Raw genomic sequence first — 16091 nt, 5'->3', positions numbered from 1 at the left:
TCATCACCCACCCGCTACGCCCATGTCCACCCCTACCGAACTGCACCCGCACGCGCGCGCCCTGCTGGCCGATCACTACGCCGCGGTGGATGTCGACCTGCCCGCCCTGCTCGACCTGCTGTTCGCCCGCAGCGCGGGCGAAGACTGGCACAAGGCCGGCACGTTCAAGCACCACCTGTTGGGCGTGTACCGCACGCTCACGCTCTGGAACCAGCCGCGCGAAGTCCGGCTGCTGGGCCTGTTCCACAGCGTCTATGGCAACGAATACGTCGACCTGACCCTGTTCGACCGCGAACGCGAACGCAACACCCTGCGCGACGTGCTGGGCGCCGAAGCCGAAGAATGGGTCAGCCTGTTCTGCGCCATGCCGCGCACCCGGTTCGTCCAGGCCATCCTGCAAGGCCAGGGCACAGGCCCCGAGGGCCTCACGCTCGAAGGCGCCGACGGCCAGGTGTTCACCTTCACGCCGCGCCAGGTCGCCGCCTTCATCGTGGTGTCCGCCGCCGACATCGGCGAGCAATGGCACAGCTGGCAAGACGAGATCTTCGCCGGCTATCCGCAACAGCAGCGCCGCGACCTGAAAACGAATTGGGCCGCGTCGCTCTGGCCCGGGCCGCTCAAGCCGCCGTCAAACATCCTGTCGATGCTGTCGCACCTGCTGGCGCCGCTGGCCACCCTGCCGGCCGATACCGGCATACCCGTGCCGCCGGCCTTCGACCACTGCCGCGCCACGCTCACGCCGCGCGACGAAGCCGCGGCCAGCGCGCTGTACTGGCAGGTGGTCACGCGCATGCAGCCCCTGACCGAAATGGACAGCGCCCGCCACATGCTGGAAGCCGCAGTCGAACACAACCCGTGGGTGGGCGAGCCGCGTCTGTTGCTGGCCCAGCTGGCGCTGACCGCCAGCGATTTCGACGCCGCCGAACGCCATGCGGCGGCGGGTCTGGCCGCCCTGCAAGCCTGGGGCACCGCCTGGGACAAGCGCATCGAATGGGCCGGCTGGATGGCATGGGCCCGCATCGAATTGCAGAATGCGCACGCCCGCCGCTGGCCGGAGAACCTGGCCGCGCTGAACGGGCTGGGGCTGGTCGAGTAACCCGCGCGGCCGCTCGCCGCCCCCGCCAGGAAAAACGCCCCGGGGATCAGATGGATCCCCGGGGCGCTTTGCCGCGGTGGCGCTGGCCGCCGCGGTGTTTACTTCGTGCCTTCCCAGTGCGGGCCGGGCACGTGGATATCGAACAGTTCCAGCACGCGGGCCACGGTGTGGTCCACCATTTCCTCGATGCTGGCAGGCCGGTGATAGAACGCCGGCAACGGCGGAAACACGATGCCACCCATTTCGGTCACGGCCGTCATGTTGCGCAGGTGCGCCAGGTTGAAGGGCGTTTCGCGCACCATCATCACCAGGCGCCGGCGTTCTTTCAACGTCACGTCGGCCGCACGGGTGATGAGGTTGTCCGACAGGCCATGCGCCACCGCCGCCAGCGTACGCATCGAACACGGCACGATCACCATGCCCGCCGTCTGGAACGCACCGCTGGCCAGCGTGGCGCCCACATCGCGCACGCTGTGCACGTGGTCGGCCAGCGCGTAGACATCATGGCGGCTGACATCGAGCTCGTGCTTGATGTTCAGCACGCCCGAGGCCGATACCACCAGGTGCGTCTCGACATCGTCCACGCCGCGCAGCGCCTGCAGCATGCGCACCGCGTATAGGGACCCCGTGGCCCCCGTGATGCCGATCACCAGACGCCGCACGGGATCAGGCCGTGGCGCCGGATTGCTCCAGCAGGGTCTTCAGTTCGCCGGACTCATTCATCTCGTTCATGATGTCCGAGCCGCCGATGAATTCGCCCGCCACGTACAGCTGCGGAATCGTGGGCCAGTTGGAGAATTCCTTGATGCCCTGGCGGACTTCGTCGTCCTCCAGCACATTCACGGTCACCAGCTTCTTCACGCCACAGCCCTTGAGGATCTGGATGGCCTTGCCGGAAAAGCCGCATTGCGGGAACTGGGCGGTGCCCTTCATGAACAGCACGACGGGGTGCTGGGTCACGGTTTCGCGGATGAATTCTTGAACGTCGCTCATGGTGGTCTCTTGGACAGGCATAACGGAATACGCCAATTATAGGTACAGGCGGGAAAACCGCCCGGATTCCCCGGGACGGGGCCGGGAAATGGCGGGTTGACGGTTACAAATCGGGCCAGCGGCGCCCGCACCCGCCTTCGTGCAGGTATCGGCGGCAACCCGCTTTCGCATCGGAATCCGCGTCAGCGGCGCCCCGGCCAGCGGCCGCCGGAAATGCGTTCGATGCCCGCCAGGTCCTGGCGGCTGTGCACGTCGGCAAAGCCCGCATCGGCCAGCAGCGTGCGCACGGCCTCGGCCTGGTCCCAGCCGTGCTCCATCCACAGCGCCCCGCCTGCCTTCAGGTGTCGGTGGGCGCCGGCCACGATGCGGCGCAGGTCTACCAGGCCATCGGCGCCGTCCGTCAGCGCGCCGCGTGGCTCGAAGCGCACGTCGCCCTGCCCCAGGTGCGGATCGTCGCTGGCCACATAGGGCGGGTTGGACACGATCAGGTCAAAGCCTTCGCCGGCCGGCACCGCCTCGTACCAGCTGCCTTCCACGAAGCGCAGCGACGCCGTCAGGTCCCAGGCATTGGCCGCCGCCACCGCCAGCGCCTTGGCGCTGACGTCGCTGGCCATCACGCGGGCATCGCGCCGGGCCAGCGCGATCGAGATCGCGATGGCGCCGCTGCCGGTGCCCAGGTCCAGCACCGCGGGCGCGGCCTGCCCGGCCACGCACTCCAGCGCGGTTTCCACCAGCACCTCGGTGTCCGGGCGCGGAATCAGCACGTCGGGCGTTACGCGGAACGTATGCCCCATGAACTCGCGCTGACCCACCAGGTACGCCATGGGCTCACCGGCCAGGCGGCGCTGCACCAGCGCCTCATAGGCGGCGGCCGTGGCCGGCTCGAGCGGATCGGTGTCATGCGCCAGCAGCCAGGCGCGCGGCTTGGCCAGCACGTGCTCGAGCAGCATGCGTACTTCCAGGCGCGGCAGGCGCGCATCCAGCAGCAGGCTCTTGATCTGTGCGGTCATGGCGATGCGATGCGTCAGATGTCGTCGCCCAGCGCCGCCAGCTGCTCGGCCTGATGCTCGGCGATCAGCGCGCCGGTCAGCTCTTCAAGGTCGCCTTCCATGATCTGCTGCAGCTTGTACAGCGTCAGGTTGATGCGGTGGTCGGTCACGCGGCCCTGCGGGAAGTTGTAGGTGCGAATGCGCTCGGACCGGTCGCCCGAGCCGATGAGGCTCTTGCGCTCGGCCGCTTCCTTGCTCTGGCGCTCGCGGGTTTCCTTGTCTTTCAGGCGCGCGGCCAGCACCTGCATGGCCTTGTCCTTGTTGCGGTGCTGGGAACGGTCGTCCTGGCATTCCACCACCAGGCCGGTGGGCAAGTGCGTGATGCGCACGGCCGAATCGGTCTTGTTGATGTGCTGCCCGCCCGCGCCGCTGGCGCGGAACGTGTCGATGCGCAGGTCGCTGGCGTTGATGACGATTTCCGACGCCTCGTCGGCTTCCGCCATGATCGCCACCGTGCAGGCCGACGTATGGATGCGGCCTTGCGCCTCGGTCGCGGGCACACGCTGCACCCGGTGCGCGCCCGATTCGAACTTCAGGCGGCCATAGGCGCCGTCGCCATTGATGCGCGCGATCACTTCCTTGTAGCCGCCCAGTTCCGACGGGCTTTCTGACATCAGCTCGACGCGCCAGCCGCGCTGTTCGGCGTAGCGCGTGTACATGCGCAGCAGGTCGCCCGAGAACAGCGCGCTTTCGTCGCCGCCCGTGCCCGCACGGATTTCCAGGAACACGCTGCGGCCGTCATTGGGGTCGCGCGGCAGCAGCAACAGCTGCAACGCCGCTTCCAGCGATTCCAGCTTGACCCGGCCGGTCTTGATCTCGTCTTCGGCCATCGACTTCAGTTCGGGGTCCGACAGCATTTCCTGGGCGGCCGCCAGGTCTTCCTCGCCACGCACGAAGGCCGTGAAGGCCTCGACCACGGGCTCAAGCTCGGCGCGTTCGCGCGACAGCTTGCGAAAGCGATCCATGTCGGACGCGGTTTCCGGTTCGGCGAGCAACGCGTCCACCTCGATGAGGCGGTGGCACAGATGCTCCAGCCGGCTGCGCATGGAAGATTTCATGATGGGGAATTCTGCAAAGGAAAAACGACGATAGCGGGCGCCCACAAGACGAACGCCCGCCGAGAGGCGGGGCGTGGGACAGCGCCGCTAACGGCGCGAGTCGCGGCCGGGGAAAAGGCGCGGCATCCAGGCAAGCAGTTGCTTGCGGTCGTCGCCTTCGCTGCGGTTCAGCGCCGCCAGCGGGCCATGCAGGTACTTCTGGGTCAGGCCGTGGGCCAGCTGTTCGAGCACGGCCTCGGGCGATTCGCCACGCGCCAGCAGGCGCCGGGCACGTTCGAGTTCGGCGGCCTGCACGTCTTCGGCGGCCTGGTGCAGGTCGCGAATGACGGGCACCACTTCACGCGATTGCATCCAGTGCATGAAGCCCTGGACGCGGGTTTCGATGATGGCCTCGGCCTGCACCACCGCGGCGCGGCGCGCATCGGTGCCGGTCTGCACCAGGCGGCCCAGGTCATCGACGGAATAGAGGTAGACGTCGTCCAGGCGGCCGACTTCGGGTTCGATATCGCGCGGCACGGCCAGGTCGATCATGACCATCGGGCGGTGGCGGCGCAGGCGCGTAGCCCGTTCCACCATCCCCAGCCCGAGGATGGGCAGGGAGCTTGCCGTACAGGAGACGATCACGTCGAATTCGGACAGCCGGTCGGTCAGGTCCGACAGTTTCATGGTGCTGGCCGAGAAGCGGTTGGCCAGCAGCTCGGCACGCTCGGCCGTACGATTGGCCACCACCATGCTGCGCGGACGTTGCGCGGCAAAGTGCGTGGCGCACAGTTCGATCATTTCGCCCGCGCCGATGAACAGCGTGCGGGCCTGGTCCAGATTGCCGAACACGCGTTCGGCCAGGCGCACCGCGGCGGCGGCCATGGACACCGACTGCGCGCCGATGGCGGTCTGCGACCGCACTTCCTTGGCCACCGAGAAGGTGCGCTGGAACATCTGGTGCAGCAACGTGCCCAGCGAACCGGCTTCGCCGGCCGCGCGCACGGCGTCTTTCATCTGGCCGACGATCTGGGTTTCGCCCAGCACCATGGAATCGAGCCCGCTGGCCACGCGGAAGGCGTGGCGCACGGCGTCGTCTTGATGGTGGCGATACAGATGGGGGCGCAGCGTGCCGGCGTCCAGGCGATTGTGCTCGGCCAGCCAAGCGGGCAACTGGTCGGCCACGTGGCCGTCGGCAGCGCAATAGATTTCGGTGCGGTTGCAGGTCGACAGAATGGCCGCTTCGCGCACCGATCCGCCAAACGCAGAACGCAGGCCTTCGAGCGCCGGCTTGACCAGATCAACGGGCATGGACACGCGTTCGCGAACCGAAACCGGCGCGGACGTGTGATTCAGACCGAAGGCTAGAACAGCTACCGACATGTAAAGGACGAGGCCGTAAGTAATAAGAGCGGTGGTCCCTGCGGGTCATGCGGTACAGCACGCATGTAACAGCAGACCGCTAATGATTATACCCCTGCGGGTTATCCCCAGACCAACCAGAGCCCCGGCCGCGACCCTGGGTCGCACCCAAGCGTGCCTTTCGCCCAACAGTTGGCGGCTCGGCCTCAAGCCAGGCCGCTTTCCGGGTCAGGCAAAAATATTTGAAGTTTTTTCGCTCCGACTGGCACAAGTCCAAAAAATTGTGTATAGTTGCGGACTTCGTTGGCCTGGTAGCTCAGTCGGTAGAGCAGAGGATTGAAAATCCTTGTGTCGGTGGTTCGATTCCGCCCCAGGCCACCAGAATACAAAGCCCCAGCGCTCGCAAGAGCACTGGGGCTTTTCACTTTCGCGGCTGATGCCCCAGCGGGGCTGCACAGCAGCAGCACCGTCATCGCACCAGCGTCGCAGCACCACCGCTGCCTGGGCAATGCATGCCCATATCGTTATGGGCGCAGCTTGACCGCGCCTGTGAACGTCGCCTGGCCGCGCAACGCCGCCAGGCTCAGACCATCATGTGGTTTGCGGGCGTTGCCGCCAACGGCCCACCAAAGCCGCTATGCCGCAGACCAGCATCAACGCTGCCGCCAGGCTGGCGACCATCACGTGCTTTCGCGCCTCTTGCCTTCCATCGAAGGTCGATATTGCGACGTCCGACACGATGATCACCAACAGGATCAACGACAGAATCCGGCACGCGAATCTGCGTTCGGCTGAATCGCCCACAGGAAACAGCACCAACGCGCCTGCCAACAGGACTGACAGCACGAAGATTCCCGCTCCGGCCATTTTGGTAAACCCCGTGGAGAATGCGGATATCAGCGCTGGCGGAAATTTCATCCGATCCCCATGCGTCATGCCCAAGCCGATGTCGAAATTGCCTACCTGCTTGGCGTTTTGCCAGAGCGAGCCGAGGAATGCGCGGGGATCAAGAACGATCGCCCTCAGATAGGTGGCGATCGTCAGCTCCTGATGCTCGACAATGAATTTCGCTCGTACGGGGTCCCATGCATCTTTGCCGATGAACGACTCGGAGGCCGCCGGCAACCCCAACTCTGCCAGCAATTGGGTCTGCTTCTTCGAATGCGGGAGCAAGCCAAAATAGAGCGCGTGGTAGCTGGTGTAGCGGGAAGCCTCAAGCTCCTCAGGATTGTCGATTCGCTGCGATGTCGTCACGCCACTGACCGCATAGGCAAGCACGACGGCAAAGACGCCCAGCAAGGCAAAGCACTGGATCCGACGCAGCCGCAGCTCTGCCGCCAGATAGTAGTAGGACAGGATCAGGGCTGGCCCGACAAAATACAGATACTGCCGTTTGGCTAAGACAGCCAAGAGCAGCATGGCCAGAGAGAGCGCGAACAGGCCACTCTCGCTCCATGTTCCCTGCGGCACAGGCTCGCGGGAAAACATACGGCAGGAAAGCACGCAGAACACGGTGAACAGCGCCACGAACGGCACCGACTCGGCATAGAACGAATTGTAGAAAGCCGAGATGCGCGCATCGGTCATGACGAGGAAAGTGCCCATGATCGCCAACGCAGACCCCATCGTGGCCGGAGGCACCCGCCTGATCATCAGGAACAACGCAAAGAAGTGAAGCAGGCATAGCGGCAGGCCGATATACCTGAGGTTCACAACATTGGGACTGAAAAGATACTCGCCCAGCAGGTCGCCAAGCTTCCAGAACACCGTTGCGGAAGTGAACCAGGGCTGCGCGAAATCCGGCAGCTCCGGCTTCCAATAGAACTCAGGCTGGTAAAAGTAGCGATCCTTCCAACCATCGCTGAACAGCGCAGGGGCAGTGTCTTTCATATTGACAGGTATAGAGGCGTATTCCCTCATGTACCTGACAAAGTCGCCATTGTCCGCGGCACCAAACTCACGATTGACGATCAGCACCAGAAAAACCGCCAATGCAATCGCGGCGATCTGAAATGTGCGCACCTTGAAAAACTGCCCCATACCGCCCCCTCCAGCCCTGAACGCTATTTACGCTTGCAGCAAAGCCCGCGCGATATCGCGGCCTTCCCTGATCGCGTAATTGGTTCCGCGGTCTTCCGGATAGATCTGCGCCATCGTCGAAATGTACGCGTTGGCATAGGGCGTCTCACGACCCGGCACATACGACGAGTAATTGCGTTCGGTCACCGGCTGCGCGTACTCGGAACGCCATACCTTGTAGTCCAGCACCCACGACTGATCCAGCTTGGGGAACATTCGCTTCAAATGGCCCATCGCGAACTGGAAATATTCTTCATCCGAATAGGCCCAAACGGGATCGTCCGTGGCCAGATACCGCGACAGATAGGCGATGCGCGAACCGCGATAGTTGTCCGGGGAATCGAAGTTGGTGTGCTCGATGACGCCGACGAACGGAAAACCGGGATCGTTCACGTTCAGCCAATAGGTCTCGGACAGGCTCTGATTCAGCCGCAGGACCAGGCACATGTTGCCCAGGTACTTCACGCGTCGCAGCGCCGACACCCACTGCGGGTCGGCCGAGCCGTCGAAAATATCCGCAATGATGGGAAACGACGGTGTGAACAGGTACTTGTCGCCCTGGACCGGCCCCTGATCCGTCGCCAGGCGCACGATCTCGGTGCCATCGGCCTCGATACCCGTGACGCGGCGTCCGTAGCTGACCTGGCCGCCATGTTGCCTGACGCCTTCGGCCAGCGCTTCTGCAAGACGACCAAAGCCGCCCTTGAAGTACGCCAGCTCTTCGCCCCCCTTGTCATTGCGGGTGCCACCACGCAACACCAGCTTCTTCCACATCCAGACCGCGTTGACGGCTTCGGCAAAAACGGAGAATTTGGAGTTGATCAGGGGTTCCCAGACGATCTTGTAGACGGTCTTGCCGCACAGCGGTTCGAGCCATTCGCGAATGCTCAGGTGCTCGATCGTCTTCCAGTCCTTGATGCGCCGTACCTGGAAAACCAGTAGCCCCAGACGAATGCGATCCATGAACGAGAGCGCCTTGAAGCGCAGCAAATCCAGCGGCGTCGACAGTTTCCACAAGCGGCCGTTGAAATACATGCCCGTCCGCGTGGGCAACAACATGATGTCGCCATCCAGGCCCAGTTCCTTGACCAGCTCGGGCACGTATACGTCGTTGTTGAACCAGTGATGGTAGAACTTCTCGACCTTGACCCCGTCATTGAAATTGAAGGTGCCCGCCAATCCGCCTGGCGTATCGTCGGCTTCCAGAACGTGTACGCGCTTGCCCTGCTTGGACAGTACGTACGCAGCGGTGAGGCCGGTGAAGCCGCCCCCGACGATGACCACGTCGAATTTTTCCATGAATGTCTACCTTATTGCTCTTGAGCGTCAGCCGGCCTGAGATTTGGCCGCTCGGAATAGCTCGGGTCTTGCCCAAATGGCGACAGCGCCTGCAAGCGTCGTGGGCAACCACAACGCCAGGTGCACAATGACTGCATAACTGCCTGCCTGCGCAGCAGTTCCGCCCACCAGCGAGATCGCGGTGAAGGCGGCGAGATGGAACGGCCCGACATAACCGGGGGAGGATGGCACCAACGTCGACAGGGTTGCGACTGCCATGACGAGCAATGCCACCAAGGGTGAACCCTCGACGCCCGCGCCCAGCAGGACGAAATAGAACAGTCCCGCCTCACCCACCCAGACCAGCATCGATACCGCCAACATGGACAGCAACAGGCGCGGACGCGACATGACATTGAAACCATGCAACAAGCCTGCCAGCGTGTCGCACACGGCAGCGCGCTTGGCCGCGCCCTGTTCGCGGGCCCGGTCGGCCAGACGATCAAACAATCGCGCCAACGCGCCGCTGAAAAAGAAGCCCAGCGCCAGTACAACGCCCCCGGCGATCGCCAGCGACACAGCCGACGCCTTGAGCGCCTCCGGAATGGCGATCGCCCGGATGGCGAACAGGCCGATCGCCAGGCTGGCGAGCAAGGTCATGAGGTCAACCAGCCGCTCGACGATCAGGCTACTGGTCGCGGTGGTCTTGGTGATGCCCATCGAGCGGGGAAAAACCAGCGCACGCACGACATCGCCCAGCCGCAGCGGCAAGACATTGTTCAAGGCGATGGACCCCAGGAATGGCGCACAGCAATCCCTGAAGGTGACATTGGCGCCGGCCGCCCGCAGCATCATGGACCAGCGGACAATGCGCAGCGCATAGCCCACCGCCAGCGAAGCGACGCCAAGCACCAAGTAAGCCCAATGGAAATGCGCCAACGCATCCAGAACGTCGGACACGTTGACCTGTCGCACGAAGACAACCAGGCACAGGACCGTGATGCCTGCGCCCGCCAGGTGCTTGAGCCATCGCGCCGAACCCTGACGCGGCGCCGCTGTCATGCTTCGGTCCACGTACGCCACGGCGCCTTGCCAGTTGCCCACAGCGCTTCCAGCTCACGCTTGTCGCGCAGCGTGTCGCAGGGTTGCCAGAAGCCCGTATGGTGGAACGCCGACAATTGGCCATCCTTGGCCAGATTCGACAACGGCGCACGCTCCCAGGAAATCTCGTCGCCCGCGATGTACGGAATGACGCCGGGCTCCAGCACGAAGAAGCCGCCATTGATCCAACCGATCTCGTCACTGGGCTTCTCTTCGAAACTCAAGACCTGGTCCTGGGCATCGATATTGAGAACACCAAACCGCCCGGGAGGCTGCACGGCGGCCACGGTGGCCAGCTTGCCATGCTTGCGGTGGAATTCCAGTTCGGCCGAGATATCGATATCCGATAGACCGTCGCCGTACGTCAAGCAAAACGTCTCGTTGCCGAGATAAGGAGCAACGCGCTTGAGACGTCCGCCCGTCATCGTATCCGGGCCGGTATCTACGAGCGTGATCCGCCAATCTTCTGCCTGGCTGTCCAAGATCTGGTGATCACCGGTCTTGAGATCGATGGTCATATTGGACATATGACGGTAGTAGTTGAAAAAGAACTCTTTGATCACGTAGCCCTTGTAGCCGAGGCAGATCACGAAATCCTTCACACCATGGCGGGCATACGTCTTCATGATGTGCCAGAGCAACGGCTTGCCGCCGATCTCGACCATCGGCTTCGGCTTGGTATCGGACTCTTCGGCAATGCGAGTGCCCAGTCCGCCAGCAAGAATGACTGCTTTCATAACGTTCCTATTCAGAGTTTCAACTCGGAAGAATCAATATTCAAACTTTGCTCGACGATCGCCACAGGATCCGCGCGCATAACCAGATAGATGCGCAAAAGGTATTCCCCGATGATGCCCAGCAGAAACGAATTGAGGCCGATACCAAAGAGGACCAATATGTGAATACTGGCCAGGCCGGGCGGCAATTCAGGATGCAGAAACTTCAGTGTGAGGTAGTACAGCGCACCCACGACGCTGGCCGCCAGGATGATCGCCCCCAGGAAAGACGCCGCCCGCAACGGCACCGTGGAGTGATTGAACACCGCCGTGAGCCCAAGCCGGATCAGGCGGGATACGTTGAATTTGCTTTCACCCACTGTCCGCGCGTCGCGATCATAGGGGATACCGATCTGGTTGAAACCCAGGCCGGCGATCATCCCGCGCAGATAGGGATTGGCCGTCCGGATCTGGCACAGGGACTGAATGACCTTCCTGTCGATCAGCCGGAAATCGCCGACATCCCGGGGAATGGGATGCTCGCTGATCCGGTCGATCACCCAATAGCCGAATTTCCGAAAAGCCTGCAGCAAGCCGCTTTCCGGCCGCTTTTTGCGTATGCCATAGACGACCTGGTGGCCCTGTCTCCATTGCTCGAAAAAGGCCTCCAGCATCTCCGGCGGATCCTGCAGATCGGCATCGATCTGCATGACGGCATCGCCGCGCGTATGCATGTAGTTCGCGAGGATGGAACGCTGGAAGCCGAAATTCTTCGAAAAGCGGATTGCTCTCACGCGCGAGTCAGTCTTGGCCAGCGCGGTCAACATAGCCCAGGATTCGTCGTCGGAATGATTATCCGAGAACACGAATTCCAGGTCGCAGCGGTCGCGCATGACGTCGGCCAGCGCGCACAGCCGGCGATAAAGGGCCTCGATATTCCCGGCTTCGTTCAAGACGGGAATCGAGATGGAAATCAACGGCTTTTTCTGTTCGCTCATGCTTGCGTCTCTTGGCCGGAATAGCAATCCTGCATATATTTGGCGATGGCCGGCAGTGTTTCCCGAAAAGCATCAGGGTCCAGCAATTCGGTGGGCGGCAGGATCTTCTGGTAGTTTTCCTCGGGCGGCTCGGTCAGGGCGCCGACGCAAAGCAGATCGTCCCTGCCGAACGCGCCGAAAACACTTTCCGCCACCGCTCGCAGACTGACGGGTCTGCCGTGGCTCACATTCAACACGCCCGTCACCGAAGACTCCGCGATCTTGCGGACGGCGCAGGCCTCGTCATCCAGATGGTGGTATTCACGCAACTGGCGGCCTGATGTCATCTTGAACGGTCGATCTTCCCGCAGCGCGGCAAGCATCTGCCCCAGGAACATGAAGGGACTGGGCACGCCTGCCCCAAAGAGTGTGTGGATCTGCAGATGCGCCGCCGGCGCGCCAGCGCCCACAGCCTCGGCAACGTAAGCGGCCAATGCCGTCTTGCTCTGTATGTAGGGATTTTTCGAGCGCAGCAGGCTCTCCATCACCGTACCGAAAGTGATCACCCTGGCGCCGATCGCAGCCGCGCCGTCAATCACATTCCTGGGCAGGTGGTAATTGACGCCCAGCAATTCCTCTTGCGGCAACGCCGGATCCAGCAACCCGGACGCGACATAGATGGTCGCCCCTTGCGCGCCTGCAAGCCCCTCGAAATAGCGGGCGACATCGCCTGCCATCCCCGGCCGGGACCACGCCTGATACACAGCCCGATCCAAAGACTGCACGTCCTGGCCGGCATATTCGCGCACGATGGCATGGCCCAGACGGCCTCGAGCTCCGATCACATAGCGCATCATTGCAGCGCAGCACGCCAGGCGTTGATCTGCGCCACGGTAATGGCCCGGGCGGCCGCCGGGTCGGCGTAGTAGTCGCGGTACCAGGCGGCGGTCTCGCGGACCACCTGCTCGGCGTCCCACGCCGGCACCCAATCCAATTGATTGCGCGCCAACGAGCTGTCCAGGGCCAACGCCTGCGCTTCAGGCAGCGGATTATCCATGTAGTCCAGCTGCGGCCGTTTCCAGTTTTGGCTCATCAGTTCGAGAACATCGCGTACCGAGTACTGCCGGGCGTCGTGCGGCCCCAGGTTCCAGGCCTTGGCCACCCGCCCAGGATCTTCGGATGCGAGCCCCGCAAGGATGACCAGGTAGCCGTGCACCAACGCCAGCACGTGCTGCCACGGCCGCGTCGCATCGGGATAGCGCAGGACCAGGGAACCATCATTCACCACGGCTCGGACGAAATCCGGAATCAGGCGATCTTCGGACCAGTCTCCGCCGCCGATGATGTTGCCGCCGCGGGCGGTTGCGATGGCCGGACCTTGACCGTCTTGCCAGGGGTAGGAAGCCGCGTAGCTCTGGATGACCATTTCTGCGGAGGCCTTCGAGGCGCTGTAGGGGTCCTTGCCGCCCAGCGGATCGTTTTCACGATAGGGCCACGGCCACTCGTTGTTCTTGTAGACCTTGTCGGTCGTGATGCAAAGCACGCCCTTGACCGATTTGACGGTGCGCGCCGCCTCAAGCACATGCGCGGTGCCCTGGGCGTTCACCAGAAACGTCCTGACCGGCTCCCGGTACGATTTGCGCACCAGCGGCTGGGCAGCCAAGTGCAAAATGAGGTCAGGCTGGAAAGCGTCAATCGCGCTGCGCAGGCCGTCATAGTCGCAAATATCCCCGAACGTGGAGGGCATATCGTCGGCCAGACCAATCGCATCGAACAGGGAAGGTTGGGTGTCGGGCGGCAGCGAGAACCCAGCCACTTGGGCGCCAATGGATTTCAACCAGAGGCATGCCCAACCACCGGTAAAGCCGGTATGGCCGGTCACGAATATTTTTCGGCCAGCCAACGAATTCTCGAATTTCAACGCCTCAGCCATATTTTCGTGTCCTATTTCCGGCCTGACGCCCAGGCCTCGCCGCAATTGCGCCAGAGAGCGAATTTTCGGGCAAACCATATATTCTATTACGGTTGGCGTGAACCGAAATTGACGACAAGTTGAATTATCGAATCAGGAACGCTCGCTAGAGACCATTCGCGCCAAGCCATCGCCCGTTATGGACGATTATTGTTAGTTTTTTTTAGGCCGGTTGCTCGCCACCAGCCTACGCCCCAGGCAGCGCCAGCCCCATCGCTGCAAACAATCCCCCGCACACCTTGTTGAACCGCCGTCCACAACGTTCAAGCCACGGACGCACGCGGTGTGCCAGGCGGGCCAGGACGTACTCGACCACGAATTCGATCACGGCGAAGGTCGCGGCCATGATCACGAATTGCGCAAACAGGCTGCGCGCCGGGTCGATGAACTGCGGCAGGAAGGCGCCGTAGAACAGCAAGGCCTTGGGATTCGAGATGGCAGACAGGAAACCCTGGCTGAACATGCGCGTGCCGCGCAGGCGCGGCATGTCGGGCGCCGGGCGTAGCTGCACGGCTGGCGCCCGCCATAATTGGATGCCCAGCCAGATCAGGTAGGCGCCGCCGGCCCACTTCAGCACCGTGAGCGCCGGCCCCCAGGCCTTGAGCAGCGCGCTGATGCCCAGCATCGACAAGGCGATGAGCAGGATGAAGCCGACCGCGCCGCCGGCAATGGTGCACAGGGCCTTGCGATGGCCATGCAGGGCGCCATGGGTCAGCGCAAGCAGGGTGTTGGGGCCGGGCGTGATGGACAGGCCGGTGACGGCAACCAGGTAGATGAGCCAGCTATGCAGGGCCATGGCGCGAGAGGCAAGAGAAATGGAAGCGGCCAGTCTAGCGCCGCCTCCGCGGGCGAGCAATGCGCTCATCCCCGCCACGCCGGGCCAGTTGCCATCGGCCAATGCGCCATCCCATGGCCCCACCGATGGGCATTTCTCCCGCCAAACGCCCCCCTACCCCGCGTACGTATAAGCCGTCTTCACCGTGGTGTAGAACTCCGCCGCGTACCGACCTTGCTCCCGCGCCCCATACGACGAATCCTTGCGGCCGCCAAAAGGCGCGTGATGGTCCACTCCCGCCGTCGCCAGGTTCACCATGACCATGCCGGCCTCGGCGTTGCGCTTGAAATGCATCACGTGCTTGAGGCTGGTGCTGCAGATGCCCGCCGACAACCCGAAAGGCGTAGCATTGCTGAGCGTCAGCGCCTCGTCGTAGTCGCGCACGCGCGTCACGGTGGCGACCGGCCCGAAGATTTCCTCGCGTGCGATGCGCATGTCCGCCGTCACGCCGGTGAACAGCGCCGGGCTCAGGAAATGGCCGCGGGTGTCGCGCGCCAGCACCTCGCCGCCCGCCACCAGTTCGGCCCCTTCGCAGCGGCCGATGGCGATGTAGTCCAGGTCTTGCGCCAGTTGCCGCTCGTCCACCACCGGGCCGATGTCGGTGCCGGCCTTGAGCGCATGGTCGACCTTGAGTTGCGCCAGGCGTGCCTTGACCGCCGCGACGAACGCATCATGAATGCCGTCGGTGACGATCAAGCGCGACGACGCGGTGCAGCGCTGGCCGGTCGAAAAGAACGCGCCATTGACGGCGCATTCCACGGCGGTGGCCAGGTCGGCGTCGTCCAGCACCACCAGCGGGTTCTTGCCACCCATTTCCAGCTGGAACTTCTTCATGTGCGGACCGGCCACGCAGCCGGCGGCCACCTTGCGGCCGGTGTCGACCGAGCCGGTGAAGGAAATACCGCGCAGTCTGGGGCTGTCGATCAGCGCCTGGCCGATGCGTGAGCCGCGCCCCATCACCAGGTTGAACACGCCGGCCGGCACGCCCGCCTGGGCAATGATCTCGGCCAGGGCATACGCCGAACCCGGCACCAGGTCGGCGGGCTTGAAGACCACGGTATTGCCGTAAGCCAGGGCGGGCGCGATCTTCCACGCGGGAATCGCCAGCGGGAAATTCCAGGGCGCGATGATGCCGATGGGCCCCAGCGCTTCACGCGTCACGTCGACATCCACGCCGGGGCGCGTCTGCGGCAGTTTCTCGCCGGCCAGGCGCAACGCTTCGCCGGCAAAGAACAGGAATATCTGGCCCGCGCGGCCGGCCTCTCCAATAGCCTCGGGCAAGGTCTTGCCTTCCTCGCGCGCCAGCAGGCGGCCCAGTTCTTCCCTGCGCGCCAGGATCTGGTCGCCGATGCGCTTGAGCAGGTCGTGGCGCTGCTGGCCGGTCGTGCGAGACCACGCGGCGAACGCCGTGTCGGCAGCGTCGATGGCCTGCGCCGCCTGGGCCTCGGATGCCCGGGCGTATTCGCCGATGACGTCATCCAGGTCGGACGGGTTGCGGTTCACGGTGTATTCGTCGGCGGCGGTCCACTCGCCGGCGATGTAGTTGAAGTAGCGGTCCATCATCAGGCTCCAGGAAAGGGGCGCCGATCATGGCGC

15 protein-coding genes and 1 tRNA gene are annotated in these 16091 nt (G+C 63.5%); 2 read left to right on the top strand and 14 right to left on the bottom strand.

What is annotated here, in order from left to right:
• Positions 1-22 precede the first annotated feature (22 nt).
• Positions 23-1096, top strand: coding sequence for a DUF6817 domain-containing protein (locus U858_RS0117560; RefSeq protein ID WP_025138456.1), 1074 nt, complete (start codon positions 23-25; stop codon positions 1094-1096).
• 98 nt (positions 1097-1194) lie between these two features.
• Here the strand turns inward: U858_RS0117560 and U858_RS0117555 are convergent, their stop codons facing one another.
• From U858_RS0117555 to hemA, 5 genes are all read right to left on the bottom strand, one after another.
• A complete protein-coding gene (locus U858_RS0117555; RefSeq protein WP_025138455.1) occupies positions 1195-1758 on the bottom strand; it encodes a UbiX family flavin prenyltransferase in 564 nt (187 codons plus the stop codon).
• 4 nt (positions 1759-1762) lie between these two features.
• Positions 1763-2089 (bottom strand): Grx4 family monothiol glutaredoxin, encoded by a 327-nt coding sequence (gene grxD / locus U858_RS0117550; RefSeq protein ID WP_006391696.1) that lies wholly within the window; start codon positions 2087-2089, stop codon positions 1763-1765.
• Between the two features lie 182 nt (positions 2090-2271).
• Complete coding sequence (gene prmC, locus U858_RS0117545; protein WP_025138454.1) at positions 2272-3099, bottom strand: peptide chain release factor N(5)-glutamine methyltransferase; 828 nt, start codon at positions 3097-3099, stop codon at positions 2272-2274.
• Positions 3100-3113: 14 nt separating this feature from the next.
• Positions 3114-4196 (bottom strand): peptide chain release factor 1, encoded by a 1083-nt coding sequence (prfA, locus tag U858_RS0117540; protein WP_025138453.1) that lies wholly within the window; start codon positions 4194-4196, stop codon positions 3114-3116.
• An 87-nt stretch (positions 4197-4283) separates the two neighbouring features.
• Positions 4284-5558: a glutamyl-tRNA reductase gene (gene hemA / locus U858_RS0117535; RefSeq protein ID WP_025138452.1), complete on the bottom strand. Its 1275-nt coding sequence runs from the start codon at positions 5556-5558 to the stop codon at positions 4284-4286.
• Positions 5559-5842: 284 nt separating this feature from the next.
• On the opposite strand from hemA, the gene U858_RS0117530 reads away from it, so the two are divergent.
• Positions 5843-5918: transfer RNA gene (locus tag U858_RS0117530), tRNA-Phe, on the top strand.
• 210 nt (positions 5919-6128) lie between these two features.
• On the opposite strand, the gene U858_RS0117525 is transcribed toward U858_RS0117530, so the two are convergent.
• The 9 genes from U858_RS0117525 to U858_RS0117485 form a co-directional block, all read right to left on the bottom strand.
• Positions 6129-7577, bottom strand: a complete 1449-nt coding sequence (locus tag U858_RS0117525; protein ID WP_025138451.1) for a hypothetical protein — start codon at positions 7575-7577, stop codon at positions 6129-6131.
• A gap of 27 nt (positions 7578-7604) precedes the next feature.
• Positions 7605-8915: an NAD(P)/FAD-dependent oxidoreductase gene (locus U858_RS0117520; protein ID WP_025138450.1), complete on the bottom strand. Its 1311-nt coding sequence runs from the start codon at positions 8913-8915 to the stop codon at positions 7605-7607.
• 27 nt (positions 8916-8942) lie between these two features.
• On the bottom strand, positions 8943-9956 hold the full coding sequence (locus U858_RS0117515; RefSeq protein WP_025138449.1) for a lysylphosphatidylglycerol synthase transmembrane domain-containing protein: 1014 nt from the start codon (positions 9954-9956) through the stop codon (positions 8943-8945).
• On the bottom strand, positions 9953-10732 hold the full coding sequence (gene rfbF / locus U858_RS0117510; RefSeq protein WP_025138448.1) for a glucose-1-phosphate cytidylyltransferase: 780 nt from the start codon (positions 10730-10732) through the stop codon (positions 9953-9955). Before rfbF ends, U858_RS0117515 begins: the two co-directional genes overlap by 4 nt.
• Positions 10733-10743: 11 nt before the next feature.
• Positions 10744-11709 carry a glycosyltransferase family 2 protein gene (locus tag U858_RS0117505; protein WP_025138447.1) on the bottom strand — a complete coding sequence of 322 codons (966 nt, stop codon included), beginning with the start codon at positions 11707-11709 and terminating at the stop codon, positions 10744-10746.
• Positions 11706-12545, bottom strand: coding sequence for an NAD(P)-dependent oxidoreductase (locus tag U858_RS0117500; protein WP_051593608.1), 840 nt, complete (start codon positions 12543-12545; stop codon positions 11706-11708). Before U858_RS0117500 ends, U858_RS0117505 begins: the two co-directional genes overlap by 4 nt.
• Positions 12542-13621 carry a CDP-glucose 4,6-dehydratase gene (gene rfbG, locus U858_RS0117495; RefSeq protein WP_025138445.1) on the bottom strand — a complete coding sequence of 360 codons (1080 nt, stop codon included), beginning with the start codon at positions 13619-13621 and terminating at the stop codon, positions 12542-12544. Before rfbG ends, U858_RS0117500 begins: the two co-directional genes overlap by 4 nt.
• A 226-nt stretch (positions 13622-13847) precedes the next feature.
• Complete coding sequence (locus tag U858_RS0117490) at positions 13848-14456, bottom strand: LysE family translocator (RefSeq protein ID WP_025138444.1); 609 nt, start codon at positions 14454-14456, stop codon at positions 13848-13850.
• 153 nt (positions 14457-14609) lie between these two features.
• Positions 14610-16055 (bottom strand): aldehyde dehydrogenase family protein, encoded by a 1446-nt coding sequence (locus tag U858_RS0117485; RefSeq protein WP_198529735.1) that lies wholly within the window; start codon positions 16053-16055, stop codon positions 14610-14612.
• Positions 16056-16091 lie beyond the last annotated feature (36 nt).

Source organism: Achromobacter sp. DH1f (assembly GCF_000633435.1).
In the GTDB taxonomy this organism is placed as follows: Bacteria; Pseudomonadota; Gammaproteobacteria; order Burkholderiales; family Burkholderiaceae_B; genus Achromobacter; species Achromobacter deleyi.
The sequence above is the reverse complement of the archived record's forward strand: the minus strand, read 5'-3'. Positions and strand labels throughout refer to the sequence as shown.